This window comes from Candidatus Nanopelagicus abundans (assembly GCF_002288305.1).
GTDB lineage: Bacteria > Actinomycetota > Actinomycetes > Nanopelagicales > Nanopelagicaceae > Nanopelagicus > Nanopelagicus abundans.
Genome location: NZ_CP016779.1, coordinates 300531 through 325621 on the forward strand (window position 1 = coordinate 300531; position 25091 = coordinate 325621).

Annotated in this window: 27 protein-coding genes and 2 tRNA genes; 12 read left to right on the forward strand and 17 right to left on the reverse strand. The window is 40.9% G+C overall.

The annotated features are described in order from the left end of the window. Positions 1-7: 7 nt before the first annotated feature. From dnaG to B1sIIB91_RS01610, 3 genes are all read left to right on the forward strand, one after another. Positions 8-1816, forward strand: coding sequence for a DNA primase (gene dnaG / locus B1sIIB91_RS01600; protein WP_095687893.1), 1809 nt, complete (start codon positions 8-10; stop codon positions 1814-1816). Positions 1817-1897: 81 nt separating this feature from the next. After that, positions 1898-1970 (forward strand) — tRNA-Asn (locus B1sIIB91_RS01605). A 1-nt stretch (position 1971) separates the two neighbouring features. After that, entirely contained in the window at positions 1972-2211 is a 240-nt protein-coding gene (locus B1sIIB91_RS01610; protein WP_095687894.1) for an ACT domain-containing protein, read from the forward strand. On the opposite strand, the gene galT is transcribed toward B1sIIB91_RS01610, so the two are convergent. Genes galT through B1sIIB91_RS01635 form a run of 5 tightly spaced genes read right to left on the reverse strand, consistent with a single transcriptional unit; the run spans position 2208 to position 6979 of the window. Then, positions 2208-3314: a galactose-1-phosphate uridylyltransferase gene (gene galT / locus B1sIIB91_RS01615; protein WP_095687895.1), complete on the reverse strand. Its 1107-nt coding sequence runs from the start codon at positions 3312-3314 to the stop codon at positions 2208-2210. The genes B1sIIB91_RS01610 and galT overlap by 4 nt on opposite strands. 25 nt (positions 3315-3339) lie before the next feature. Continuing rightward, positions 3340-4962 (reverse strand): glycoside hydrolase family 25 protein, encoded by a 1623-nt coding sequence (locus B1sIIB91_RS01620; RefSeq protein ID WP_095687896.1) that lies wholly within the window; start codon positions 4960-4962, stop codon positions 3340-3342. Beyond that, positions 4959-5219: a hypothetical protein gene (locus B1sIIB91_RS01625; RefSeq protein WP_095687897.1), complete on the reverse strand. Its 261-nt coding sequence runs from the start codon at positions 5217-5219 to the stop codon at positions 4959-4961. Before B1sIIB91_RS01625 ends, B1sIIB91_RS01620 begins: the two co-directional genes overlap by 4 nt. A 3-nt stretch (positions 5220-5222) precedes the next feature. Then, positions 5223-5468 (reverse strand): hypothetical protein, encoded by a 246-nt coding sequence (locus B1sIIB91_RS01630; protein ID WP_095687898.1) that lies wholly within the window; start codon positions 5466-5468, stop codon positions 5223-5225. After that, positions 5468-6979, reverse strand: a complete 1512-nt coding sequence (locus B1sIIB91_RS01635) for an FAD-dependent oxidoreductase (RefSeq protein ID WP_095687899.1) — start codon at positions 6977-6979, stop codon at positions 5468-5470. Before B1sIIB91_RS01635 ends, B1sIIB91_RS01630 begins: the two co-directional genes overlap by 1 nt. Positions 6980-7093: 114 nt before the next feature. Between B1sIIB91_RS01635 and aroE the strand changes: the two genes are divergently transcribed. Then, positions 7094-7933, forward strand: a complete 840-nt coding sequence (gene aroE / locus B1sIIB91_RS01640; protein WP_095687900.1) for a shikimate dehydrogenase — start codon at positions 7094-7096, stop codon at positions 7931-7933. Here aroE and B1sIIB91_RS01645 read toward each other — a convergent pair. The 3 genes from B1sIIB91_RS01645 to B1sIIB91_RS01655 form a co-directional block, all read right to left on the reverse strand. After that, positions 7930-8730: an ATP-binding cassette domain-containing protein gene (locus B1sIIB91_RS01645; protein ID WP_095687901.1), complete on the reverse strand. Its 801-nt coding sequence runs from the start codon at positions 8728-8730 to the stop codon at positions 7930-7932. The two genes, aroE and B1sIIB91_RS01645, sit on opposite strands and share 4 nt — an antisense overlap. Then, positions 8727-9755 (reverse strand): ABC transporter permease, encoded by a 1029-nt coding sequence (locus B1sIIB91_RS01650; RefSeq protein ID WP_095687902.1) that lies wholly within the window; start codon positions 9753-9755, stop codon positions 8727-8729. The genes B1sIIB91_RS01645 and B1sIIB91_RS01650 overlap by 4 nt, the downstream gene beginning before the upstream one ends. Positions 9756-9882: 127 nt before the next feature. Further along, positions 9883-10965, reverse strand: a complete 1083-nt coding sequence (locus B1sIIB91_RS01655) for a substrate-binding domain-containing protein (protein WP_095687903.1) — start codon at positions 10963-10965, stop codon at positions 9883-9885. 238 nt (positions 10966-11203) lie between these two features. Between B1sIIB91_RS01655 and B1sIIB91_RS01660 the strand changes: the two genes are divergently transcribed. Genes B1sIIB91_RS01660 through B1sIIB91_RS01670 form a run of 3 tightly spaced genes read left to right on the forward strand, consistent with a single transcriptional unit; the run spans position 11204 to position 13647 of the window. After that, positions 11204-12022, forward strand: a complete 819-nt coding sequence (locus B1sIIB91_RS01660; protein WP_095687904.1) for a beta/alpha barrel domain-containing protein — start codon at positions 11204-11206, stop codon at positions 12020-12022. Between the two features lie 17 nt (positions 12023-12039). Further along, positions 12040-12972, forward strand: a complete 933-nt coding sequence (locus tag B1sIIB91_RS01665; RefSeq protein ID WP_095687905.1) for a PfkB family carbohydrate kinase — start codon at positions 12040-12042, stop codon at positions 12970-12972. Positions 12973-13017: 45 nt separating this feature from the next. After that, the gene (locus tag B1sIIB91_RS01670) at positions 13018-13647 is read left to right on the forward strand and encodes a nucleoside/nucleotide kinase family protein (RefSeq protein ID WP_095687906.1); all 630 of its coding nucleotides are present in this window, start codon (positions 13018-13020) and stop codon (positions 13645-13647) included. Here the strand turns inward: B1sIIB91_RS01670 and xylB are convergent. From xylB to B1sIIB91_RS01695, 5 genes are all read right to left on the reverse strand, one after another. Next, positions 13627-15042 carry a xylulokinase gene (gene xylB / locus B1sIIB91_RS01675; protein ID WP_095687907.1) on the reverse strand — a complete coding sequence of 472 codons (1416 nt, stop codon included), beginning with the start codon at positions 15040-15042 and terminating at the stop codon, positions 13627-13629. The genes B1sIIB91_RS01670 and xylB overlap by 21 nt on opposite strands. Before the next feature lie 24 nt (positions 15043-15066). Further along, positions 15067-15357 carry a putative quinol monooxygenase gene (locus B1sIIB91_RS01680; RefSeq protein WP_095687908.1) on the reverse strand — a complete coding sequence of 97 codons (291 nt, stop codon included), beginning with the start codon at positions 15355-15357 and terminating at the stop codon, positions 15067-15069. A gap of 120 nt (positions 15358-15477) precedes the next feature. Then, positions 15478-16425 (reverse strand): Gfo/Idh/MocA family protein, encoded by a 948-nt coding sequence (locus tag B1sIIB91_RS01685; RefSeq protein WP_095687909.1) that lies wholly within the window; start codon positions 16423-16425, stop codon positions 15478-15480. Then, positions 16422-17453, reverse strand: a complete 1032-nt coding sequence (locus B1sIIB91_RS01690) for a Gfo/Idh/MocA family protein (protein WP_095687910.1) — start codon at positions 17451-17453, stop codon at positions 16422-16424. The genes B1sIIB91_RS01685 and B1sIIB91_RS01690 overlap by 4 nt, the downstream gene beginning before the upstream one ends. A gap of 65 nt (positions 17454-17518) precedes the next feature. Next, positions 17519-17592 (reverse strand) — tRNA-Ile (locus tag B1sIIB91_RS01695). A gap of 92 nt (positions 17593-17684) precedes the next feature. Between B1sIIB91_RS01695 and B1sIIB91_RS01700 the strand changes: the two genes are divergently transcribed. Next, positions 17685-18272, forward strand: coding sequence for a M23 family metallopeptidase (locus B1sIIB91_RS01700; RefSeq protein ID WP_095687911.1), 588 nt, complete (start codon positions 17685-17687; stop codon positions 18270-18272). A gap of 80 nt (positions 18273-18352) precedes the next feature. Here B1sIIB91_RS01700 and B1sIIB91_RS01705 read toward each other — a convergent pair whose 3' ends face one another. Continuing rightward, the gene (locus B1sIIB91_RS01705) at positions 18353-18556 is read right to left on the reverse strand and encodes a cold-shock protein (RefSeq protein ID WP_009612185.1); all 204 of its coding nucleotides are present in this window, start codon (positions 18554-18556) and stop codon (positions 18353-18355) included. Positions 18557-18791: 235 nt separating this feature from the next. Here B1sIIB91_RS01705 and B1sIIB91_RS01710 point away from each other — a divergent pair, with 235 nt between their 5' ends. Both B1sIIB91_RS01710 and B1sIIB91_RS01715 read left to right on the forward strand, forming a co-directional pair. Beyond that, positions 18792-19295: a DUF3145 family protein gene (locus tag B1sIIB91_RS01710; RefSeq protein ID WP_095687912.1), complete on the forward strand. Its 504-nt coding sequence runs from the start codon at positions 18792-18794 to the stop codon at positions 19293-19295. Positions 19296-19305: 10 nt separating this feature from the next. Continuing rightward, positions 19306-20049: an SIMPL domain-containing protein gene (locus tag B1sIIB91_RS01715; RefSeq protein WP_095687913.1), complete on the forward strand. Its 744-nt coding sequence runs from the start codon at positions 19306-19308 to the stop codon at positions 20047-20049. A 4-nt stretch (positions 20050-20053) separates the two neighbouring features. On the opposite strand, the gene B1sIIB91_RS01720 is transcribed toward B1sIIB91_RS01715, so the two are convergent. The 3 genes from B1sIIB91_RS01720 to B1sIIB91_RS01730 are packed head-to-tail and all read right to left on the reverse strand — an operon-like array spanning position 20054 to position 23218. Beyond that, a complete protein-coding gene (locus B1sIIB91_RS01720) occupies positions 20054-20911 on the reverse strand; it encodes an SGNH/GDSL hydrolase family protein (protein ID WP_095687914.1) in 858 nt (285 codons plus the stop codon). Between the two features lies 1 nt (position 20912). Beyond that, positions 20913-22073 carry a glycosyltransferase gene (locus B1sIIB91_RS01725; protein WP_095687915.1) on the reverse strand — a complete coding sequence of 387 codons (1161 nt, stop codon included), beginning with the start codon at positions 22071-22073 and terminating at the stop codon, positions 20913-20915. After that, positions 22070-23218 (reverse strand): glycosyltransferase family 4 protein, encoded by a 1149-nt coding sequence (locus B1sIIB91_RS01730; protein ID WP_095687916.1) that lies wholly within the window; start codon positions 23216-23218, stop codon positions 22070-22072. The genes B1sIIB91_RS01725 and B1sIIB91_RS01730 overlap by 4 nt, the downstream gene beginning before the upstream one ends. Positions 23219-23317: 99 nt before the next feature. On the opposite strand from B1sIIB91_RS01730, the gene B1sIIB91_RS01735 reads away from it, so the two are divergent. Continuing rightward, entirely contained in the window at positions 23318-24127 is an 810-nt protein-coding gene (locus B1sIIB91_RS01735; RefSeq protein ID WP_095687917.1) for an electron transfer flavoprotein subunit beta/FixA family protein, read from the forward strand. Continuing rightward, complete coding sequence (locus B1sIIB91_RS01740) at positions 24124-25068, forward strand: electron transfer flavoprotein subunit alpha/FixB family protein (RefSeq protein ID WP_095687918.1); 945 nt, start codon at positions 24124-24126, stop codon at positions 25066-25068. The genes B1sIIB91_RS01735 and B1sIIB91_RS01740 overlap by 4 nt, the downstream gene beginning before the upstream one ends. Positions 25069-25091 lie beyond the last annotated feature (23 nt).

Consider the following 25091-nt stretch of genomic DNA (forward strand, 5'->3'; position numbering starts at 1 on the left):
AGGAAGTATGGCCGGTCGAATTAAAGATGAGGATGTCACCCACATCCGTGATCACTCACCAATTGATGATGTCGTTGGTGATTATGTTCAATTAAAAAATGCTGGTGGTGGCCAGAAAAAAGGATTGTGTCCATTTCATGATGAGAAGAGTCCATCTTTTCATGTAACACCAAGTAAAGGATATTTTCACTGCTTTGGTTGCCAGGTAGGCGGTGATGTAATTGCATTTATTATGAAATTAGAACACTTAACATTTATGGAGACGATTGAAAGATTAGCCGATCGAATTGGTTACACACTTCGATATGAGAACACAGGTGTTAATACTGGACCATCAATTAATCGATCAAGATTAGTGGCGGCAAATACAGCTGCCTCTATTTTTTATCAAGAGCAACTACAACTTCCAATAGCGCAAATTGGTCGAGATTTTTTAACTAAACGTGGCTTTGATCGCGATGCTGCAAAAAACTTTAATGTTGGCTACGCCCCTGATGAATGGGATGGGCTATATAAACATCTAAAAGGATCAGGTTTTAGTGATGAAGAATTAAACCTTGCTGGCTTAGTTAAAGAGGGAAGTAAGGGCATGATTGATCGATATCGAAATCGATTGATCTGGCCAGTTAAAGATATTTCAGGTGATGTAGTTGGCTTTGGCGCAAGGAAATTAGCAAGTGATGAGGTTGATACTGGACCAAAGTATTTAAATTCACCAGAGACGCCGGTATATAAAAAGAATCAAATTTTATACGGCCTTGATATGGCAAAAAAAGAGATTGCAAAAAATCGCCAAGTAGTAATTGTTGAAGGTTACACAGATGTAATGGCTGCACACCTTGCGGGGATAAGCACTGCAGTTGCTACTTGTGGCACAGCCTTCGGTGATGAACACATCAGAATTATTCGAAGATTACTTATGGATGCAGATGCTTTTCGTGGTGAGGTTATCTTTACATTTGATGGCGATGCTGCGGGCCAAAAAGCTGCGCTACGTGCTTTTGAAGATGATCAAAAATTTGTTGCTCAAACATTTGTTGCCGTTGAACCAAATGGCATGGATCCATGTGAACTACGACAAGCCCATGGTGATGACGCTGTTCGAAACCTAGTTGCAAGAAGAGTTCCACTATTTGAGTTCGCCATTAAATCAGTGATTGCAAATTATGATATTACTGCAGCTGAGGGAAGAGTTAATGCTTTAAATCAGGTTGCGCCATTAATTGGCAAGATTAGAGATGCTTCACTAAGGCCTGAGTATGTAAGGCTTCTTGCTGGCTGGCTTGGTATGGAAGTAGATATTGTTTCATCCGCTGTTAAGAAAATTGGTAAAGCTAGTGAAGGATTAAGTGAGAAAAGGGTTAATTTAACTGATCCAGTTTTGGTATTAGAGCGTGAAGTATTAAAAGTTAAATTACAACTACCAGAACTTGCCCATGGCTGGGTTGACTTAGAATCAAGCGCCTTCTCATTTCCATTGTATTCATCCCTTCGAACATTAATTGATAACCAAAAAGAATTTGATACCCAAGAGCTAATTAATAAGTGTGACAGCGATGAACTTAAGTCATTAGTTACTGAATTAATTGTTGAACCAATTAGAACTGATGGTGAGGTTTCAGAACGCTACATCACTAGTATTTTTGCTCGCCTGCGTGAGGTTGCACTTAGTAGATCTATTGCTGAGATTAAGTCCACTTTGCAGCGTTTAAATCCAGTAGAGAATGATGCGCAGTACCAAGAGATATTTGGCCAACTAGTTGGCATGGAGGCAGCAAGGCGGGTTCAAAAAGAGTTGGCGCTGGGGGAGAGCTAGAGTAAAACTGCGCAGGATTTGAGCACGACCTTTTATTAGATAGTATTTGCCCACAACAAGGAATCAAAAAGTAAGTTGTATTCCCTGATAGCTCAATTGGCAGAGCAGCCGGCTGTTAACCGGCAGGTTCTTGGTTCGAGTCCAAGTCAGGGAGCATGGCGCTATACCGAGTACAGGTTGCATTACCTGACCGACCAGGTTCACTTGGTGCGGTCGCATCTGCAATTGGTTTTGCAGGAGGAGATATTCGCGGTCTAGTTGTTTTAAGAAGTGAAGATGGTCGCGGTATTGATGACATCACAATCGCAGTTCCAGGAAGTGATCCAACTGATTTAGTTAATGTTTTAAAGGCAATCGGTGGTGTTGAAGTTATTTCAATTACGCCAGTAAATTAAAGCTTAACTGCGCTAAGTTGCTGAGCTGATTGTTCTGGCTCTAAATCCATAATAAATGCACCCATTGCCGATTCAGATCCAGATAGGTACTTAAGTTTTCCAGGTTGACGCCTTACTGAAACTATTTGCCAATGCAGGCGCATACTATCTTTGCCAGAATTTACAGGTGCCTGATACCAAGAGGCGATATAAGCCATTTCAATTCCAAATACACCATCTAATCTACTTAAAACCTCTTTAGCTATTGGAGCAAATGCAGCTGATTGCTTTTCATCTAAGCCGCTCATATTCGATACACCTCGCAATGGTGCTATATGAATTTCAAATGGGTATCTAGCAGCGTATGGAACATAGGCAATCCATTCACTATTTTGAGAAATAATTCGCTTTTCATCTTTTATCTCACGCTTAATTACCTCATCAAGTAAGACTTTACCTGTCTTTGCTAAGTGATCATTTGCTACTTGTAGCATCTTTTCAATTTTAGGTGGCAGAAATGAGTAGGCATAGATCTGCCCATGTGGGTGAGAAAGTGTCACACCAACTTCCTCGCCTCGATTTTCAAATATATAAACCTGCTCAATGAACGGTAATTTAGAAAGTGCGCTATCTCTATCTTTCCAAGCCTCTAATACTGCTCTGATTTGTTTCTCACTTAGTTTTGCAAAACTTGAACTGTGATCTGAGGTGTAGCAAACAACCTCACAAGCACCAGCTGCATCAACATCAGGAGTTGTTAGTCCAGAGAACTGCGCAAGTTTGAAATTACCTTTTGGAGTAGTAAGTGCGGGAGCGCGATTGCCAAAAACTGCAACCTCATAATCTTTATCTGGAATTTCAGTTAATTTATCATCGGTACTTGCACATAATGGACACAATTCTTTAGGGGGTAAGAAAACTCGATGCTGGCGATGAGATGCAATTACTACCCATTCATCAACTAATGGATCAAGTCGTAAATGGCCGATTCCAGGTTGGGCTTCTTCATTTCTCTTATCTGCTGCAGATCTATTTTTCTCACTGCTATCGTAGTAAGAGATATCTCTACCGTCTGCAAGTTTTAAATCACTGCGATAAATATCGCCAGGTAATTTTTGAACCATAATGGGTTAAGAGTAGTGCAAAGAATCAGTGCTTTATTTGTTTAGAGCAGCCGTCGGTTGGTTTTTTAGTAGTCGTTGGCTTTGGAGTTGGTGAGGGTTTAGGAAGATCTACCCCTTGTGCCAAGGTAATTGGCAGAAGTAATTCGATATCAGCATGAGTTTTGGATATGTCAACATAATTTAGTGTTCCTTCGGTAATTCCAGCTGGCAGCCCTTCAATTGTTAATTCCCATCTACCACTGGCAGATCGAACTGGCGTTTGTTTTTTAATTTTAATATTTTTATCTGTTGGACGAAAAACTACTGTGCCAGTGACAACTGGAGTTCCAATACTTCTAAATACCTCAACATTTATTTCAACAGGCTTATTAGTATCTGTTGCAGCCACCGAAATAAGATTCATTTTAGTGGCTTCATTTATTGGCATTAAATCAACTGTTTCTGGTTGCCATTTACCTTTAACAAGAGATAGAAATTGATCAGGAGTTCCCCTGAAAACATTTAAATCAAGACGTGCACTTGGTACGCCATATTTTTCACCGATTCCACATGATGAGTACTGCCAAATTTGCCATTGAGATGAACAGTTTGCAGTACTCCAAGAGTGAACAAAGCAACCAATAGGCAGCCTTTGACCAGGTTGAGCAATCGGATCTGCGGGATTAATTGTGTAGTGCGCAAGCCAAAGTGGATATTGACGCAATATCTCACTACGTGATGTAGCACTTTCTAGAAATTGTGAATAAGAGTATAAAAATGGTTTACGTCCAGTTTTTTCTTCAACAGTTTGTAACCAGGTCTCTGCCCATAAGGTAACTAAACTTCTAGGTAAAGTTTTTATGCATGCTCCTGAACTATTTTTCTTTACACAATTATTTTCCAAATCAAGGGCCAGTGGTAAATCTCGTTCGTTATACCCACCCAGGGAGGCTAGGCGCCAAATAACTTTTTGTGCCTGTGCTTTGGCATCTCTTATTACATATGCCTCATCAGTGCTGTTTGGCAGGTAAGCAAAGTGATACATCCCGGTATAAAGCCCGGCAGCTTGGGCAGCATTTCTATCGCCAACTAACCACTTCATTGTTTCAATATCTGCTTTTTCTTGTGCATCAGATGCCTTAATTAACACAAAGCGCATGCCAGCATCAAACTTCTTTTTAAAATCTATCGGTTTATCATATGGATGCTGCCACCTACTTATATCTGAGCCTTGAATTCGCCCACCAGTTAACTTACTTGTCTCTGGGGTAATAAATAAAGCATTTGTATCTATGAAAGTTTTAGAATTATCAACTGTAAAATTGGCAGATTTTGTTGTCAGTTTCTTCTTACCCACCGTAACAGTTGCTCGATACTTTCCCTCCGCTTTAATTGCAGTTGCAACAGTGGTAATTCGCCAGGATCCACTACTTGATGAGTTTGTTTTAAGTGGCGTAACTTTCCATACTTGTCCATCAAATGAACTTATTGAAATACTTGCCTTACCAGCAGGTTTAACTTGCCCATAGAAAGTAACTAAAGATTCACCAGCATTTGGTGTGCTTTGAACATAAAAAGTTGCAGAAGTTTTTGCAGTCGCACTATGAGAGGCAGGAGTAAGTCCTGAAAAAGTGACTAGCAGTACTAAAAAGGAGCTAAGTCTTTTCACCGCTCTATTATTGTGGGTGTAATACCTAAAACTGATTTAATTGCGCTGATTAATGACTGAGTGTGGTCTGAATTACGAGTTTTTTTAAAATCATGAGGGTTTGCAAACTTCTGGCTATCAGAAAAATCTAAGGTTAGCTCATTATTTTCAAAGGAAACCAATCTGGCATCAAAAAATGCAATCCAAGCAACTCGATTCTGATCTAGTAGTGAGTCTAGAACTTCATTCCAACTAGATTTAATTTGATCAAGATCCATGTATTAAATGATGAAGCTATAAGCAATTAAAATTACAAAGGCAGCTAATGAGATTAATTTAGTTACCCTTTTCAATAAGATATTAGAAATTTTAGGAATAAAGGTTAATCCAAGGATTACTGCGCCAATAAAGATTAAAACTGAGCTTTTAGAAAGATTTCCCTCTGAACCTGTTTGATACATAAGGTTAATCAAGCCTGTAGCTAATAAAGCATAGGCAGCAAATCTATAATTATTTAGCGGATTCATTATTTGGCTAAATCTGACTTAGCTACAACCCGTAAGGCTTGGGCGGCAATAGTTAATGCTGGATTTACCGAAGCAGATGATGGGAAAAAACCACCATCAATTAAATACAAATTTTCGACGTCATGAGTTTTACAGTACTGATCTACAACTGATTTTTTTGGATCATTTCCAGAAACGGTTGTACCGCATTGGTGGGCATTCATTGATAAATCAAATGGTTGTTTAAAAATTGCTTGATATCCAGATTTTCTCATAACCTTTAAGGTTTTCTTCATAAGTTTCTTATGTGTACGCATACCAACTGGTTTGCGGGTAATTTTCACCTGATTCTTTTCATCAATTGTAACTCTATTTTCTTTACTAGGTAGATCCTCATTCATCACAAGAAATTCAACACTTCGGTTCGCAATATAGTTAAGAATTGGTAGTGGTACTTTTGTAGCATAACTTTTCATCATAATTCCTTGAACTTTACCAATTAACTGGATAATTCCAAGTGGATAGCCTTTTCCGCCATCAAAATACCAATCTGAAAAGGATAAAGTCTTTTGAAAAGTCACATTATTTTTACGTTTGAAATCAAAGGCAGCAATATGAGTATTAACATGCATCATAAAATTACGCCCCACCATATCTGAAGAATTTGCCACTCCATTTGGTGCTTTCACTGATTTGGATCTAAGAAGTAGGGCTGAAGTTAATACAGCACCACATGAGAGCACGAACTTCTTTCCGCGAACCTTATATTCACCATTTGGACCCTTAACCAGCAAATAATCAACTCTTTTACCATCATCGGTTAGTTCAATTTTAATTACTTCTGCTGAGGTTTGTAGTTTTACTTTTCCAGTAAGTAGGGCTGGATTTATTGCATTTATCTCTGCATCACTCTTTGCGCCAACACGGCAAGCAAATCCATCACATGTTCTACACACAATACATTTTCCATCATCACCATAATCAATACCCATCGAATTAGAGTGCGGTGTTACTCCAGCTTTTTTAAGTCGTGTAGCTAATGCAGATATGTATGGATCATGCGGAAGTGCGGGATAGGGGAATGGTTCACTTCTAGGTGGTTCAGTTGGATTCTCGCCAACATTGTTATGCACCTTATACATTTTTTCAGCTTCAACATAAAAGGGTTCAATATCCCAATAAGTAAATGGCCATGCAGGAGATTTGCCTTCTAAATGTTGTAGCTCCTCAAAATCTTTCTCACGAAGGCGAGGTAGGGATGCTCCATACATTTTCGTATTACCACCTACATAAAAATGAACACCAGCCTCAAATTTTTTACCCTTGCTATCTACCCATACTTCTTTTGATTTATATCGTTTATTTAAAAATACCTCTTTTGGATCCCAATTCTGTTTCTCACTAGGCAATCTTTCACCGCGCTCTAAAACCAATACGTTCACACCTTTTTTAGCAAGTGCGTATGCAGTCGTTCCACCACCCATACCGGAACCGACAATTACTACATCACTTTCTAGATCAGGATTGCTCAAGTTTTTCACTCCTTAGTAGTAATGCGCAATTTAATCAGATATGGCAGTAGTTGCCAATAGCGTCATCTCAGTTAGTCACTTCCATAATCAACTGATTTTACCTATGATTGCTAAATGAATTTTCTAAGCAAAATTACCGGCAGCTTTTCAACTCCATCTGCTGCAAATCCAACTGTTGCAATGGTGGAGGCTGCATATAAGCACCACGGACTTGATTTTAGATATTTAAATTGTGAGGTTTTGCCAAAAGATTTAGAGGCAGCAGTTAAGGGTGCTAGAGCGATGAACTGGGTGGGGTTTAATTGTTCCCTTCCTCACAAAGTTGAGGTAATTAAATTCTTAGATGGTCTTGGTGAATCAGCAAAATTAATGGGCGCCGTAAATTGTGTTGTATTAAGGGATGGTAAATATATTGGAGAAAATACTGATGGTAAGGGTTTTCTAAAATCTCTTAAATCAATTATTGATCCAGCAGGTAAAAGTATTGCCATTTTAGGAGCAGGTGGGGCAGCTAGAGCAATAGCAGTTGAGTTAGCACTAGAGAATGCCAGCAGAATTACTGTTGTAAATCGTGATCAAAATAAAGGTAAAGACTTAGTAGATCTAATTAATAATAAAACTAAGTGTAAGTCTGAATTTAAAGATTGGAGCACTAAATTTGAAGTACCTGATCACGTTCAAATACTGGTAAATGCAACCTCAATTGGAATGTCACCAGATATTGACGCCCGAATTAATATTAATCCAGATTCATTTAGGGCAGACTTAGTTGTAGCAGATGTAATTGTTAACCCGCCAATGACCAACCTTTTAAAGGATGCCAAGGCAAAAGGATGCCAAATCGTTGATGGCTTGGGCATGGTTATCAACCAGGCCGTACTAGGAATTAAGTTCTGGACTGGGGAAGATGTTGATCCAGAGGTAATGCGTAAAAAACTTCTAGAAGTTCTTTAGTTAACTGGTCCTAGGGTTTGATCTTTAGGATCAACCTTTGTTGCACCAGTCATCACAGCTACAACCTCATTCATCGTGTGGGTCTTAGGAGTAACTACCGCTACTCGCTTACCAAGACGTTGAATGTGAATACGGTCTGCGATTTCAAATACCTGCGGCATATTGTGGCTAATTAAAATAACCGATAAACCTTTTTCGCGAAGGTTTAGAATCATCTTTAATACTTGCCCTGATTCTTTAACACCGAGTGCTGCGGTAGGTTCATCTAAAATAATAACCTTTTGCCCAAAAGCAGCCGCACGTGCAACTGAAACTGCTTGGCGCTGACCACCAGATAAAGTTTCAACCGCTTGCCCCATATTTTGAATAGTTCCAATACCTAGAGCTGCCATATGCTCCTTAGAACTTTTCTTCATGCCTGGGTTATCTAGCATTCTAAATATTGATCCAAGTGGTCCTTTTTTGCGAACCTCACGGCCCAGGTAAAGATTTGCTGCAATATCAAGTGCGGGTGAAACGGCTAAAGTTTGATAAACAGTTTCAATACCTGCATCTCTACTATCTTTCTGGCGACGAAAAGTTATCGGTTTTCCATCTATCTCCATAGTTCCGCCATCTGGTAACTCAGCTCCGGATAGACACTTAATCATCGTTGATTTACCAGCTCCGTTATCTCCAACTACAGCTAAAATCTCACCAGGGAAAAGTTGTAAATCCGCACCATCAATTGCGATTACGCGACCATAGGTTTTAACCAGACTTTTTGCTTCAAGTACTGGCGACTTTGATTTACTCATACTCTTGCCTTTCTAATCCATTGATCGATTGAAACAGCTGTGATGATTAATAATCCGACGGCAAATGTTTGGTAGTAAAGATCTACTCCAGCAAGAGTAAGTCCATTTCTAAATACACCAACGATTACCGCTCCGATTAATGAACCAAATATCGCACCCCGTCCACCAAACAAGCTTGTTCCACCGATTACAACCGCTGTGATTGAATCTAGGTTCAAGTTTGAACCGGAGTTAGGGCTTGCAGCTCCTACGCGTCCGATAATGATCCAAGAGGTGATTGCAAAAATAAATCCAGCGCTAACATAAACGCTCATAAGTACACGCTTTACCTGAATACCAGCTAATCGAGCAGCTTCAATATCATCGCCAACTGCATAAACGTGGCGGCCCCAAGCTGTATATCGAAGTGCGAAAGCCAAAATAATATACATAAAGATTACGAGTAATACTCCGTAAGTAATTCTAAAGTTACTAAATAAGGTGATCGGCTCACCTAGGTAGAGGAACATTGGCGATAGCTCTTTATCCATAATTGTTCGACCAGTTGCGTAGAAAAGAGTTAAGGCAGAAAAGACGTTAAATGTTCCCAGAGTTACGATAAATGGTGGCAAGTCGACCTTGGTAATTAACCAACCATTAAATGCACCAGCACCAGTTCCAACTGCAATTCCTAATAGGAATGCTGCCCAGCCTGGCCAGCCATTAACGAAGGCAGTCTTTGCCATTACCATCGAAGCAAAAATTGCAATAGCGCCACAGGATAAATCAATACCCGCGGTTAAAATAATTAGAGTCTGACCTGCTGCAATTGCGCCAATTACCGCAGTCTGTTGCAGGATAAGGGAAAGGTTGTTAGTAGTTAAAAAATTCTCATTACCAAAATTAAATACGAATACTGCAGCAATTAATACTGCTGCTGAGCTTAACCAGGGATAGTTATGTAGTGTAGTTTGCACCTTTTGTTTAGTTGTTGCACGATCTTTAAATGTTTCAGCTGCATCTATCGCCGTGTTCTCTTTACTCACTATTTTCCCTCTCGCTACTTTTTTGTAGTTTATTAACTGTAGGTCAAATTGTAAATAGTGGGGCGGCTGAATTTATCAGCCGCCCCACTTACTTCTTAACTATTAGTTTTAACTAATAGATCTGGGTTTAACCCCAGGCGTTATCTAGACCGTATTGAACTGACTCTGATGGAACTCCCTCTTGTGGGTCATCAGTAATCAACTTAACTCCGGTATCAAAGAAATCTAGACCATCAGTTGTAGAAGGCTTTGTGCCAGTCTTGATGATGTCATAGATTGCTTGTACGCCAAGGTCAGCCATTAATAGTGGATACTGTTGTGAAGTAGCACCAATAACGCCAGCCTTAACATTCTCAACACCTGCGCGGCCACCGTCTACAGAGACGATAACTACACCCTTCTCTTTTCCTGCAGCCTTAAGCGCAGCGAATGCACCAGCAGCAGCTGGCTCATTTAGAGTGTAAACAAGGTTGATGTTTGGATTCTTAGCAAGTAATTGCTCCATGCCAGTACGTCCACCATCTTCAGCGCCAAGAGTAGCTACGTTACCAACGATCTGGTATGAACCGCCCTTACCACCTGTGTACTTACCAGTCTTTGGCTCATCAGCAAGCTTCTTAGGATCTCCTAGTGGAATTCCCATGCCCTTTAAGAAACCATTATCACGGCAGTAATCTGTTGGTACGTTCTTGTCATTGAAAATATCTAGAAGAGCGATAATAGCTTTCTTTCCGCCCATCTTTGCAGCTGCCCACTGACCGATTAACTCGCCAGCTTTGCAGTTGTCTGTTGCAAAAGTAATGTCAACAATGTCTGCAGGATCTGTTGGTGTATCAAGTGCGATTACATATAGACCAGCTTCGCGAGCCTTAGTAATTGCAGCATAAACTCCACCTGAAATAGGTGTAATTAAAATACCAGCATCCTTCTTTGAGATTGCGTTTTCAATTGCAGCAATCTGTGCAGCATCATCAGTCTCATCTTTTCCGGATGCAACGCTTAGGTCTACGCCAAGTTCGGCTGCCTTAGCTTTTGCTCCAGCAATCATTGCGACGAAGAATGGGTTTGTATCATTCTTAGTGATAAGCGATACGCCTACCTTGTCGCCACCAGCATCATCAGAAGATGATGAGCAAGCGGTTAGTATTAACGACGAAGCACCAATTACTGCGAATGCAGCTAAGGTGCGACGTGAGAAGAGTTTCTTCATACTTGTTCCTCCTATAGGGTTGAACTGCATGGACATGTCTACTCTTTTACCCTAATTTAGGCAACAAATTTGATGTTAAATGCTGAAAATTACGCAAATGTTATATTCAAATACCTTTAATACAGGTCTATACCCTTGCCCCAGCCATCTACCCCCAAACTTTAAATAAATAGCGCATAAGGGCAGATTTTCCTTTGCTCTATAGTTCAGTAATTAAGAATCCAGGGATGGGAAGATAATGAGTATTGGTCGCCAGGTAAGGCTTAAGCGGATCTTCTCAAACCCTTCTACTAATTTATTCGGCGTAGCGGTGGACCACTTTGTTGGTTACGGCAACGCAGTCTCTGGCGGCTTAGCTTCTCTACCAAAAGCACTGGCAGCAACAATGGCGGGAAAGCCTGACTCAGTAACAATTCAAGCAGGAACTGCTAAAAACTTATGGGTCCCATATGCAGGTAAGGCAGCATTAATTGTGCAAGGTGGTTGCTTCACTGTTGATGATCGAATCTCTGAATTAATTGCCACACCGCTTGATGCAATCAGACTTGGCGCTGACGCGCTCGCTGTTGCAATTCCAGTAAGAGGTAAAACTGAGGGTAAGTATTTAAAGTGGCTAACTGATTCAGTTCGCGAGGCAAATGAATTTAATATTCCAATCATTGCTCATATCTATCCACGAGATTATTCAAAGAATAAAGATGGTGAAATTACTTTCACACCAGATGAAATTGCCTGGGCAGTTAGATGCGGTATTGAAACTGGCGTTGATGTAATTAAGGTTGGTTACCCAGGAGATAAGAAAGCATTTGCCCAAATTGTTGAATCTTGTCCAGTGCCAATTGTTATTGCAGGTGGACCAAAGGAGCCAACACTAGGTGCGGCGCTGGCTAGTACAAGGGACGCCCTCGATGCTGGCGCAAAAGGTGCGGTAGTTGGTCGAAACGCTTGGGGTGCTAAAGATGTTTCAAAAGCATCACGTGCTTATTACACAGTAATTCACGATGGGTTAAATGCCCAGGATGCACTTAAAGCTGCAGGCCTGTCGGCAGATGAGTAAGTAAATTACTTTAAGTAATGATTATTGGATTAGGTTGTATAGCTTTTGACCAAATTTTAGCTACTAATGCAAAATGGAAAGATGAAAAAGGCAAGATAGTAAGGCGTGAATTTCGCTTTGGCGGCAATGTTAGAAACTCATTAGTTGCAGTCGCAGCACTTGGAGTTAAAGCGGCCTACATCGGCACGATGAGTGGTGAAGTGAAATGGAAATCAGCACTAGATGACTTTAAAGAAAACGGTGTTAGTACCGAGTTTGTAGATTTTTCAGATAAATCACACCCAGCTGAGGCAACAATAGTTATAACCGGTGATGGTGAGCGCTTTATTGTTTATGACGATACCCCGCTGCACCACTTAGGACTTCCTAGTGAAGAAAAACTAGCAAAGGCTTTAGCTGGAGCTGATCTTTTGTTAGTAGATGCTGGAATTTGCCCACCTGGCACACTAGATGTAATTAAAAGGTGTGCTGACTTAAAGATACCTATTATTTTAGATGCTGAGCAGTTCTTTGTTAAAAAAGAGATTATTTTAGAGATGATCACTCTTTCAACAGATTTAATTTTGCCACTTAATTTTGCCCGCTTACTCACTGATAAAGATGACATAAGTGAGGTAATTGATACTTTGTGGAATGATTCTAAAAACTTAGTGGTAATTACTGAAGGATCAAAAGGTTGTTATTTGCGCGAAAAAGGTGACTCAGTTAAGAAACATATGTCCGCCTATGAAATTAACGCAGTTGATACCAATGGCACTGGCGATATTTTCCATGGTGCTTACGCATACGGGTTATTAAATGGAATGAAAACTATTGAAAATTTAGAGTTTGCAAGCGCCGCTGCAGCATCCGTTGCCAGCTTGCCTCATGGATCGGTTCGAAAACCTACTCTTTCTTCAATTAAAGAGTTCATGTCCACCAGGCCAGCACTTAAGTGTTCTAATATTTAAGTTATTACTCTATAATTTTTTAAAATACTCTGATTAGATCTAGTAATGGTTTCAACCTTTAGCCTAGAAGAGCTTGTCGAAAAGGCGAGGTCGCTAGCTGAAACTGGGCAGCGAAAGATTCTAGGAATTGCTGGCGCCCCCGGTAGTGGGAAAACAACAATTAGCCAAGCAATTCTTAATGGCTTAACACCAGGAAGTGTTGTAGTTGCTCCAATGGATGGATTTCACTTTTCTAATGCAACGCTAATTAATTGGCAAAGGCGGGATCGAAAAGGAGCCTGGGACACCTTTGACGCAGATGGTTATGTAAACCTGCTGCAGCGTATTAAAGGACAGAAAGATTTAGTAATTCATGCACCAGATTTTGATCGAGATATTGATGAATCAATTGGTAGCGCCATACCTATTTATCCCACAACATCACTGGTAATTGCAGAAGGAACATTTCTTTTATCGCAGCAGGGTAATTGGCCCCAAGTACTGCCTCTACTTGATCAGAGTTGGTTTGTTCATTTAGAAGATGAGAGCCGGCATGAGCGTTTAATTAAGCGTCATAATAAACATGGAATGAGTATTGAAGAAGCTAAAAGTTGGACCTTAAATACTGATGAAAAAAATGCGCAGATGGTTAAATCAGACCATGCGCGAGCTACATTATCTTTTAAGGTTATCTAAAGGTAGTGATTTATCTTTAACATTGCGGTGTTGATCTAATACAAATTCAGATGGTTTTTCTGAGTAAGAAATAACATCAGGTATTGCCCAATCTGGCACATTTTTTAATAATGCCCAAGCAGCTTGCCTAGCCGCACCATCTGCAACAAACTCACGTGGAGGAAAAGTTAAAACTTGCCTGCCAAGAATTGCAGAAGCAATTGGGCCAACTCCTGGATTTTTTGCAGCCCCACCAATAACTAAAACTCTTTCAATTTTAGCTCCCGTTGATTTCAGGTTATCAAATGAATCAATTAAGGCACATAAAATAGATTCAATAGCAGCTCGTGAAATATTTTCCTTTGTTAAATTATGGTTATTAATTCCAGCAAGTAAACCTTGCGCGTTTGGTCGATTTGGTGTGCGCTCACCTTCAAAATAAGGAAGCAGAGTTAATCCTTCAGCTCCAGGCTTTGCAGCCAGTGCTAGCTTTCCAATCTCATCATGGGAAACACCAAGTAATTTTGAAACAGTATCTAAAACTCTGGCCGCGTTTAGGGTGCAAACTAATGGCAAAAATCTGCCAGTTAAATCTGCAAAGCCAGCGACTGCACCAGATGGATCATGTGTTGGCGTATCTGAAACAAAAAAAGCAGTTCCACTTGTGCCGAGTGAGATAACTAAATCACCACTTTTAGCGCCAACTCCAAATGCTGCGCCAGCATTATCACCAGCACCTGGCGCAATCGGAATTCCATCTGTTGTAGTTGCTGCAAATTGATCAAAGGCTGCAATTTTCGGTAAGGCAATCTCGCGCTTATCTCGCAGTGCAATTGCTAATAAATCTCTTTGATACTCATTTGATGTGGCGGAGAAATAACCAGTACCAGAGGCATCACTTCTATCGGTAAATAACTTATTAAAATCAACACCGCCTTGCAGCTGCCATGAGATCCAATCATGGGGCAGTGCTATAGCTGCTAGTTTTTTTGCATTTTCTTTTTCATTATCAACCATCCACCTCAGCTTTGAAACTGTAAAGGATGCAACAAGTAAGGAACCAACCGCCTTTGCAGTTTTCTCAGCACCACCAAATTCAGTATTTAATTCAGAGGCCGCATTAGCTGAGCGCAGATCATTCCAAAGTAAGGCATTTCGAATTACATTACCTTTTTCATCTAGTGCAATAAAGCCATGTTGTTGTGCGCCAATTGAAATTGCTGCAACATCTGATAAGCCACCTGCTGCTTCAAAAGCTTTTTTAAGCGCACTCATCCACTCTGCTGGATTTACCTCAGTGCCTTCTGGGTGGGCAGCTTTACCTTCTCGTACTAAATCACCAGTATCGGCATCTCTTATTACTACTTTGACTGATTGGGTTGAGGAGTCAACACCTGCTACTAGTTTTCTACCCATTACTACCTAGCGTTACTAACCTTATTAATCCAAGTTTTTCATTACAGTAATGCTTTCACCAAAGACATACTCTGGTGCAACCTTTTGCCAGGCTTTGCTACTTTCATTAACCATATGTGCATCCCAAGCTGGGCGATCACTCCATATTTCCCAAACATTTAACACATCTTCTTTTTGGGTATTACGGTAAACCTCAAGAAACTCACACCCAGCCTCTGTACGGATAACTGCGCCGTGAGCCTTAACTTTGTTTATAAACTCATCCATTTTTCCAGGCTTAACATTTACTTCTACGAATAAAAATACTTTGCTCATGCGGTAAAGATATCTTTAATTACTCTTTATTACTACAGTGAATTCAAACTTTCATGGTGGGGCGGGTAGGGCTGCCAGCTATGAGGATTAGATTATGAGTTTCTAGGGCACGCTGGCTAACTAGTGAGAGCTTTGAAGTTGGCCGAGCATTTTCTGAACCGATAGTGATGTTTCTAGTGGGAGAACCCAACTCACTTGATCGTGAATTTTTTTACCAAAATTTTCAATCATCAGCATGTATGGGTCCACCGCTTCAAACTCTTCAACTTGCTCACCTAATCGCAAGCTACTTGCAGAGTGCCATGAGGTAAATGCTTGTGTCCCAATAAGTTCGGCAGAGCTCTTCTCACCACGGATGATCAAACTTTGGTTCTCGGGCATTTCAAATGAAGCCAAGCCAGAAGCGGTGATCAAATCATTAATGCTCATCGTCCATCTACTTGTCAGATCAATTCCCGTAGGTCCAATTTTTACATCACAACTTTTAATTACTGTATTTGCATCATCACCGATTAGAGCTGTGATCGCATGGAGTGGATAAATACCGACATCAAAAAGTGCACCCCCTCCCATGGCTGGTGAGAGTCGAGAATTTCCTTCAAGAGAGGCAGGGAAAGTAAATGATGAATCAATAGAAACTAGTTCGCCAATATTTCCAGCTTTTACGTAATCAACTACCCGCTTCATCCTTGGATGCCACATGGCACTAACTGCCTCAACTAGTAATCGATCATTATCACGTGCTGCGCGGGCCATGGATTCAACCTCTGCAACGTTCATCGCAAATGGTTTTTCACACAAAACATGTTTGCCGGCGTTAAGAGCCTTAATACTCCACTCACAATGTAAGTGATTAGGAAGGCTGATATAAACCGCATCAACTAATGGATCATTTATCAGTGCTTCATAACTATTGTGAATAGTAATTGGGTTAAGCAGTTGTGCACGTTTGAGATCACTACTAGCTACCCCTTGAACTATCGCGTTAGGTTGTGCATGCATCGCTGGCGCGATTGCTTTGGTTGCAATCCAGCCTGCACCAATTAATCCCCAACGAGTGGTGTTCATTTAATCAGTAAAGGTATTACCGAACGACCATTAGATAGCGCAGACTCTTCCGCTGCTTGCATTATTGCAACTACATCACGAGATTGACGAGTTGTTACATTCATTGGAGTTTTATGATTTAGATATGCAACCACGCTTTGGTGAAATGAATAAGGAGTAGCTGGTGAGTTTGGTATTACTTCATCAGTTCCGTCTGATCGATGCACCGTAAGGATTGCCGGTAAATCAGCTGGTGCTGAAGCAGCTGCTGGGTCCCAATTACCAGTTATCGCACCGGTTGTTCCTAGAATATAAAATTTAGGTTTACGCGCCGCCGCAAGATCTGAATTAGTAAATGATGCCCGAGCACCATTTGAAAATGTGATTAAAACATCTGCATGATCAGCATTTGTAACATGCTTCCAAACACGCTTCTGATTAATTGCACTCACTGTATCTACTTCACTTGGAATTATTGCCAGAATCTGATCGATAAAGTGGCTACCCCAATCAAAAATAGCACCACCAGAGACTTGCGCATCTGAATGCCAGTATGAACATGGTTTGGAGTATCCGCCAACAAAACTCTCATAGGAGAAGACTTCACCGATAACTCCTTCATCAATTAATTTTTTTATTGTTATGAAATCGGCATCAAAGCGCCGATTTTGATAGACAACTAGAAGAAGATTTTTTGAAGCAGCCAGCGCCATTAACTCATCACAATGCTCAACTGAAAGCGCCATTGGTTTTTCTAGGATCACATTAAGACCCCGATTTAAAGATTCTTTTGCCCACAGGTAATGACTATTTGGGGGAGTTGAGATGACTACCAGCTGAATTAATCCAGAATCTAACATCTGTAAGGAATCAGTAAATGTTGTTATATCTGGCGCCAAATCTTTTGCAGCCGATAACCTATCTGGATTTGTGTCAGCTACCGCGGTAAGTCTTAGGCCATTAACTGCAGTAATTGCCCGACTGTGTTCATCACCGATTGCCCCGTATGCAAGTAAGCCGACATTAATTTCTTTTACACTTTCAGACACTCAAACCCCTTAAATTTATTTACCTTCAATATTTGAACAATTCTAGTCAATGAATTGAAACTACGTGGGGCGGGTAGGGCTCGAACCTACGACGACCGGATTATGAGTCCGGGGCTCTAACCAACTGAGCTACCGCCCCGCTATTTACGGAGTTAGTGTCATACCTTACATCTAACCCAACACTAAGTATTAATTGCCATTATTCACATGCTCACGTTGGATAATCAAAGTATGAAAATTAAGGTGGCAATACTTACTACAGCTTTTATGTTCGTGGTTTTAACAACTGCCACAGCCGCCCCCATCTACACCTTCCCAATTGCAGGCTGCACCGTTAAGTATGGAAAGTATCACCATGATTATCCAGCCACAGATATTGACGCTAAAAAAGGTTGCGCATTTGTTGCACCTATTGCTGGCGTAGTTGATGAGGTAAACACAGAAGATAAGTGGAGTGGTAAAACAAATAAAGGCGCAGACCGTGGTGGGTTATCAATTTCAATAATTGGCGATGATGGAAATAGATATTACGGCAGCCATCTTTCTAAGATTGAAGCCAATATTGTGCCAGGATATAAAGTTGTAACTGGTGAAAAGTTAGGTGAGATTGGAACTAGCGGAAGTGCTAAAGGCACAAAGCCTCATCTGCACTTTGGAATCTCATATCCAACTGATAAAGGTGTTTGGTGGATAAGAAGAGGTGTTGGATTAGAAAAAGGTAAAACATCACCCTGGAAGTATTTACAAGCATGGCAGGTAGGTAAGGATTTAAAACCTAAGGTTGTAATACCTGCAGTTATTCCAGCTGAGCCAAAGTAAATAGGTGAAAAAAATAAGGCCTGCTATTTCTAGCAGACCTTAAATCTTTTTCGAGACTAGCTCGAAAGGTTAATGGTTATTTAAGCAGGATTTACAGCGTCAGCCTGAGGACCTTTTGGACCTTGGACTACTTCGAATGTAACTGCTTGACCCTCTTCAAGAGATTTGTAACCGTTTCCTTGGATTGCTGAGTAGTGAACGAAAACATCTTGTCCGCCACCATCAACTGCAATGAAACCGAAACCCTTTTCAGAGTTGAACCACTTAACTGTACCTGTTGCCATTTAGCTTTTTTCCTTTGGTTATGTTGGACGCTAGTAAATTTAACAAGCGCCGGTCTTTCTTCTTATACAGCTAGACCCAATCAACAAACCGTAGAGCGGGTACTGCCAAGCGTCGGACTAGTGCAAAGTTTACCCTGCTATTGGCTAATTGCGAAAAGAGATGTATAAATCTCTTACTGCATAAGCACTGGTGGGCTGGGGAAGGTCACACCGAGTGATCTGAAGGCAGGTACTAGTGAGTAAATCTTCTAATTACGCTGGGCGGATACTTATTTATTCAGCCCCAGCTGCCCTACAAGAACATATTACGTGGGCGATAGAGCAAGGACTTGGGCAGGTAATTAAATTGCCCTGGCAAAATCAACCATTAAACCCAGCTACTAAAGCGCTGCAGCTTGAGTACAAACACCACATGCCAATTGCTGCAAAACTTGCTACCGCTCTTAAAGCTTGGCACTACATCAGATTTGAAATTAGAGAAGTAAATAAAAATACTCAAGATGCAACTTATTACCGCGCCACCCCGGATCTAGGACTTCATCAGGCACAACTTGCTTCAAATGGTGATGTAGTTTTAAATGAAAATCAGGTTAATAGCATCTTAAAAAACTCTTTGAGTTATGAAAAACTCCAAGCAAATCTTGAGAACGCACTGGGTATTAGTTGGGACCTTGAACTTGAGCCATACCGGCTCGCACTGGCAACTCCAATATTAGATACGGTAAGTAAAAGTGGATAAGATTAAGAGTATGAATTTTGAAGCAAGTGATCGAATTAAATTTGCTGCATCAGTACTAGCGGCTGCAATTTTATCCTCTGGCTTAACACTTGGTCTTTATAAAGTAGGCGGCGGTTTAGCAGCGCGCGCAGGAAATGCCATTACCGTTACAGGAACTGCTTCTGAGAACGCCACTGCAGATAATGCAGTATGGACACTTAATTTAAATGAGTCACAAAAAACCTTAGCTGCATCGGTAAGCACAATCGATGCAAGTGCTAGTGCATTAAAGAAGTACTTATTAACTGGTGGTATCACTGAAGATCAGATTGAACTTGGCCCTATTAATAGCAACGCCATTATGGAGTATGTAAATGGTAATCAGACTGGGCGAATCTTGTCTTATCAGGCATATCGCTCTGTAACTGTTAGAACTAAAGATGTGCAACTTGTAGCTAAATTAAGTAATAACATCGGCACACTTCTTGCAACCGGAGTAAATGTTGGTAACTACGGTCCTGCTTATTACCTTTCAACCTTAGATAAAATGCGAGCTAAGTTATTAGCTTCAGCCATGAAGGATGCCAAGGAGCGAGCAACTGCGATTACTGAAGCGGTGGGTGGAAAAGTTGGCGCACTAGTATCTGTTTCAGGTGGACCAACTCAGGTAACAACTAAGAACTCACTAGATCGAGCAGCCGGTGGTATCTATGATGTTTCAACGATAGAGAAGACGGTTAATGTGACCTTGTCTGCGAGCTTTAAAACTAAGTAAGTTTTTAGCTAGCCTTTAATATTTCAAGTTTTACCGGATCAGATTCAATCTTTGATAAAAAAGATAATTCAGCTGATTTTCTAGCTGGTGAAATCTTTTCAAGAAGTACGCGGGCAAACTCAAAGAACATTAAAATAATCGCAGCCGGCAGAAGGTCAACACTTCGCTTTAAAAACCAGGGTGTGCCATTGCGCAGCATCCACTTAACTTTTTCCGCCCTACTCTTTCTAGTAATTGATAATTGATATGGCATTGAGATAGCCCAACCACGGCGGCGTAGTTGATCGGCGATATTGCGGGCTAACATAAAATGACCAGCAGGGCCTGGGTGCATCCGATCAATATGCCAATTTCCTAAATTATGCACATCATTAATTGCTCTAGTTTTAACGGTAATTATTTCAAACTCCGCCGCTACTTTTCGATAAACCGCATTAACAGCAGTAACTCTTCGATTTAATACTCTTCGCATAAGAACAGGTAATTTAAGTAATTTATTTGGGTCATGTAGTTCAACCATAATTACCTCACTACCCATTGCTAATAATTGCTGACAGCAGTTTCGCAGATTGTTATATAGCAAAACTGGATCAAAGCCATTACGAAGCATGTCATTGCCTCCAACTATCACCGCGCAAATATCTGGTTTCTCTCGTAGCGCTTTTGGTAGTTGTTTTTCTAAGACTTCAGTTGATTTAGCACCGGGCCTTGAAAAATTAAAGTAATCACAACCATCTTGAAATGCTTCAGCAATAAAGCCTGCCCAACCACGAAACTTCCCAGTACTTACTTCATCTCCAGTACCAAATGCTGCGCTATCACCTAAAACTACAAATGTTGGATGGGGACGAATCGCATCCATATTAGGCAACCTTTAACCGCCGTTTAGTAGTAATCATTGGTTGCTTAGCGCCATGAACATCTAACATCGCATCAACTGTATTGGCCCAAGAGAATTTTTCAGCTTGCTCGCGCGCAACTTTGCGTAGTCTGCCTTTATTTAGCAACTGCTTAATCGCTATTGCAAAGTCTGCGCCATTATCACTTGCAACAGCTCCAGCAGGTCTTATTGAATTAATATTTAAAATTTCACCAACCGCACTTGATTTAGATGCAACAACTGGTGTGCCACTGGCGAGTGATTCAAGGGCTGATAAGCAAAATGTTTCTAGTGGGCCGGGTGCGATAGCAATATCTGCGGCCGCTAAGTAGCCTGCCACTTTTTCGCGGCTAGCCACATAACCTAACATCTCAATAGGTAGCCCTAAACTTTGTTTTCTAATCTTGTTCCAAAGTGGTCCACCGCCAACAATAATTAATCGCACGTTAACACCAGCTTTTACTAACTCACTAACCGCCTGCACGCTTCTAGCCGGCTCTTTTTCTGGTGACATTCGCCCGCAATGAACTAGTAGGTATTCAGCACCCTTTAGTAACTCTTTACGTAATTTATGGTCACGGTTTTCCGGTTTAAAACCTTGAAGATCAACACCTAGTGCAACCTTGCGCAGGTTAGTAGTTTTTATCCGCACAAACTCTGCAGCGGCAAATTCAGTAGTAGCAATTACGGTGTCAAAGCTTGCTGCTAATTTGCGGTTATGCCAATTAACAAATCTATTTCTAAATGAGACAGGTATTAATGGTGCATACTTTTTAACTAGGCCATTTAAGGTTTCATGAGAGAAAACTAATGAGGCCACTTTATGTTGCTTTGCCCATCTGCCGACCTTAAGTAAGGTAAAGCGATCTGAAACCTCAATACGATCTGGGTTTAAAAACTCTAAAAGATTTAATAACTGCTTATTACTTCGAATGATCTGATACCCACCACTTGCCGGCAAGGTGAAGCTAGGTAGAGTTATTTTTAAACCAAAAGGTGTTTGCTCTTTAATGTACCTAGGCCCAGGGACGATATAGATAAATTCATGGCCATACTTTAAGTAACCACGGCCTAACTCGTGCAGGGTAGTTTTAATTCCACCTGAGCTTGGGCCATAAAAATTAGCTACATGGACAATTCTCATGCCACACCGATTTCTGATAACCCTGAAATTTTTCTTTGATCAATTACTGCTTGATAATGTTCTTTAAGCTCTTCATTAATTCGATTCCAAGTTCGCATACTTACGCTATCTCTGGCTGCAATTCTCATCTGTTTACGATCAGTTCTGGCATGATGAAGATTTACAGTTTGATTTAATTTAATTGGATCAGCAATATTAATTACATATCCAGTTCGTCCATGGGCTACCAAATCTGCTGGTCCACCAGTTAAGGGAACAATTGCTGGAATTCCAGAGGAGAGCGCTTCTTGAACCGCTTGGCAAAAAGTTTCATTTGGTCCTGGGTGGATAAACAAATCAAAGCTAGCATATATTTGCGCAAGCTCTTCTCCTGCTTTAAATCCTAAGAAAATTGCCTCAGGCAATTGCTGTTTAAGTTTATTTCGGTGCGGGCCATCTCCAACAATTACTAACTTTATATTTGGATTACTTTGCAGCACTTTAAGATCTGCTACTCGCTTTTCTAGGGCAAGGCGGCCAACAAAGCCAACAATAATTTTATCTGGCTCGCCATTTTTCCAAGTAGCCCTTAATGTTTGACATCTTTTGCTTGGATTAAATAATTCAGTATTAACCCCGCGCCTCCACAAATAGACCTCAGGAACTTTGGCTAAATGAAGATCAAGGCAAGCAGCGGTGGAAGGAGCAAGAGTTCGATCTGTTTGTGAGTGAATTTTATATAAAATCTTTTGCAATGAGTGTTGGGCAATTCCAAAACCATATTGCTTAGCAAATCCACCCAGATCAGTTTGATAAATAGAAATAGTTGGAATATTTAACTGCTTAGCAACTTTGTTAGCGTATGAACCGAGGGCAAATGGTGAGGCAAGGTGAATTACATCGGGTGCAAAACCATCTAATAGATGCTTTATTCGTTTTTGCGGTAAACCCATCGGCATTCCGGTGGGTAAAAAGTTTTGAGCATTTATAACTGGCACAGTTTTAACTGGGTGCCCAGCATAGGAAGTTGGAGTTTGTGCAGCGGCGGGTGCTATTACTAAAGCTTGATCACCAGAGTTTGAAAGTTGTTCAAGGATGCGAAGTACAGAGTTCGTTACCCCATTGATGTTAGGTAAGAAAGACTCTGTGACTATCGCTACTCTCATATGAGTAGGGTGCGTAATTTAGAAAGCCTAAAGTAGCCCTTGAGGTTAAGTGTTGGTAAAGAGTAGGTTAAGCCTTATACCGCCGAGTAATATATGAGCATGAAAATCGCGATCTGCATCAAACAAGTACCTGATTCTTGGGCTGAGAAAAAAATGGCTGCTGGTGTATTAGACCGCGCAAATGTTGATGCAGTTTTAAATGATTTAGATGAATACGCCGTTGAAGAAGGATTACGAATAGTTGAGGCGAACTCACCAACTAAAGAAGCTGGTGAAGGCAGTGGTCACAGTATTACTTTAATTTCAATGGGACCTGAGCGAGCTACTGAGGCAATTAGAAAAGCGCTTTCAATGGGGGCTGATGATGCAATTCTTATTAGCGATGCCGCCCTGGCAGGTTCTGACGCACTTTCCACCTCATTAGTTTTAGCTGAAGTAATTAAAAAAGGAAATTATGATTTAGTAATTTGTGGAACAGAGAGCACAGATGCTCGAATGAGTGTGGTGCCGGCGATGATTGCAGAGCGGCTAAATTGGGCGCAATTAACTTTTGCAGGCAAAGTTAAGGTTGATCCAGCAGCAGCCAGTGTTGAAATTGAGCGAGTAACTGAGTTTGGTAATCAAGTAATGAATGCAAAATTTCCAGTAGTTCTTTCGGTAGTTGAAAAGATTAATGAGCCAAGGTATCCATCATTTAAAGGAATTATGGCGGCAAAGAAGAAAGTAATTACCACTATGTCACTTTCTGATACTGGCTTAGCTGCAACTGCAGTTGGCGCATCTGCTGCATGGAGTGCGGTTAAAGATGCACTACCAAGGCCAGCTAGAGGAGCCGGCGTTAAGTTAACTGATGAGGGTAGTGGCGGGGAAAAATTATTTGATTTCTTAGTTGAGAAGAGACTGGCATGAGTAGCGTAATATTTTTAGTAGATCACTCTGCTGGCAAAGTTGCTAAGGCAACTGCTGAGTTAGCCACCTTTGCTAAATCAATTGGTGAATCTGTTGCGGTAGTTTTTGCATCTAATCCTGCTGAGATCATTACTCAATTAAGTACTTTTCCAATTGATAAGGTGATTACGGTAAGTGGTGATTGGGATAAGAATGGACCAGCTGTAATTGCAGATGGGCTTGCTCAAATTATTGCAAGTAAGAAACCAAGTGCGGTATTAATAACATCATCGGCCTCTGGCAAAGAGATTGCCGGCCGAGTTGCTGTAAAAACTGGCTCAGGCATTATTACTGATGCTATTGGTGTTGATAAGGATTTAATTACTACTCAATCTGTATTTGGTGGCTCAACAACTGTTCATGCCAGTGTTACAACTGGTACACCAATTATCACTTTACGTGCTAACTCAATTGAGCCAGTAGCAGCAACATCTTCTGCAGTTGCTGAAGAATTTGTAATAACACTTTCTGATTCATCAAAACTTGCAACTATTACAAGTGCAACACCGGTTGTTAAAGGTGGGCGTCCTGATTTAACTGAAGCATCTGTTGTGATCTCAGGTGGACGTGGCACAAATGGAGATTTCAAACCAGTTGAAGCATTAGCTGATGCACTAGGCGCGGCAGTTGGTGCATCTAGGGCTGCAACTGATGCTGGCTGGTATCCACACTCACATCAAGTAGGACAGACTGGTAAAACTGTTTCACCACAACTCTATGTTGCAGCTGGAATTTCAGGGGCTATTCAACACCGCGCTGGCATGCAAACTTCTAAGACAATTGTGGCGATTAATAAAGATCCAGAGGCGCCTATTCTTGAGATCGCAGATTTTGCTGTAATTGGTGATCTCTTTAATGTTTTGCCACAGGCAACTGAAAAAATCATCGCTCGTAAAGGGTAATTCTGCCGGTATCAGGGGCAACC

Excerpts from the sequence above, each read along its gene's own strand:
- dnaG (WP_095687893.1), top strand. The coding sequence starts at position 8 with ATGGCCGGTCGAATTAAAGATGAGGATGTCACCCACATCCGTGATCAC.
- B1sIIB91_RS01610 (WP_095687894.1), top strand. The coding sequence starts at position 1,972 with ATGGCGCTATACCGAGTACAGGTTGCATTACCTGACCGACCAGGTTCA.
- galT (WP_095687895.1), bottom strand. The coding sequence starts at position 3,314 with ATGGTTCAAAAATTACCTGGCGATATTTATCGCAGTGATTTAAAACTT.
- B1sIIB91_RS01625 (WP_095687897.1), bottom strand. The coding sequence starts at position 5,219 with ATGGATCTTGATCAAATTAAATCTAGTTGGAATGAAGTTCTAGACTCA.
- B1sIIB91_RS01630 (WP_095687898.1), bottom strand. The coding sequence starts at position 5,468 with ATGAATCCGCTAAATAATTATAGATTTGCTGCCTATGCTTTATTAGCT.
- aroE (WP_095687900.1), top strand. The coding sequence starts at position 7,094 with ATGAATTTTCTAAGCAAAATTACCGGCAGCTTTTCAACTCCATCTGCT.
- B1sIIB91_RS01645 (WP_095687901.1), bottom strand. The coding sequence starts at position 8,730 with ATGAGTAAATCAAAGTCGCCAGTACTTGAAGCAAAAAGTCTGGTTAAA.
- B1sIIB91_RS01655 (WP_095687903.1), bottom strand. The coding sequence starts at position 10,965 with ATGAAGAAACTCTTCTCACGTCGCACCTTAGCTGCATTCGCAGTAATT.
- B1sIIB91_RS01660 (WP_095687904.1), top strand. The coding sequence starts at position 11,204 with ATGAGTATTGGTCGCCAGGTAAGGCTTAAGCGGATCTTCTCAAACCCT.
- B1sIIB91_RS01665 (WP_095687905.1), top strand. The coding sequence starts at position 12,040 with ATGATTATTGGATTAGGTTGTATAGCTTTTGACCAAATTTTAGCTACT.
- B1sIIB91_RS01670 (WP_095687906.1), top strand. The coding sequence starts at position 13,018 with ATGGTTTCAACCTTTAGCCTAGAAGAGCTTGTCGAAAAGGCGAGGTCG.
- xylB (WP_095687907.1), bottom strand. The coding sequence starts at position 15,042 with ATGGGTAGAAAACTAGTAGCAGGTGTTGACTCCTCAACCCAATCAGTC.
- B1sIIB91_RS01680 (WP_095687908.1), bottom strand. The coding sequence starts at position 15,357 with ATGAGCAAAGTATTTTTATTCGTAGAAGTAAATGTTAAGCCTGGAAAA.
- B1sIIB91_RS01685 (WP_095687909.1), bottom strand. The coding sequence starts at position 16,425 with ATGAACACCACTCGTTGGGGATTAATTGGTGCAGGCTGGATTGCAACC.
- B1sIIB91_RS01700 (WP_095687911.1), top strand. The coding sequence starts at position 17,685 with ATGAAAATTAAGGTGGCAATACTTACTACAGCTTTTATGTTCGTGGTT.
- B1sIIB91_RS01705 (WP_009612185.1), bottom strand. The coding sequence starts at position 18,556 with ATGGCAACAGGTACAGTTAAGTGGTTCAACTCTGAAAAGGGTTTCGGT.
- B1sIIB91_RS01715 (WP_095687913.1), top strand. The coding sequence starts at position 19,306 with ATGAATTTTGAAGCAAGTGATCGAATTAAATTTGCTGCATCAGTACTA.
- B1sIIB91_RS01720 (WP_095687914.1), bottom strand. The coding sequence starts at position 20,911 with ATGGATGCGATTCGTCCCCATCCAACATTTGTAGTTTTAGGTGATAGC.
- B1sIIB91_RS01725 (WP_095687915.1), bottom strand. The coding sequence starts at position 22,073 with ATGAGAATTGTCCATGTAGCTAATTTTTATGGCCCAAGCTCAGGTGGA.
- B1sIIB91_RS01730 (WP_095687916.1), bottom strand. The coding sequence starts at position 23,218 with ATGAGAGTAGCGATAGTCACAGAGTCTTTCTTACCTAACATCAATGGG.
- B1sIIB91_RS01735 (WP_095687917.1), top strand. The coding sequence starts at position 23,318 with ATGAAAATCGCGATCTGCATCAAACAAGTACCTGATTCTTGGGCTGAG.
- B1sIIB91_RS01740 (WP_095687918.1), top strand. The coding sequence starts at position 24,124 with ATGAGTAGCGTAATATTTTTAGTAGATCACTCTGCTGGCAAAGTTGCT.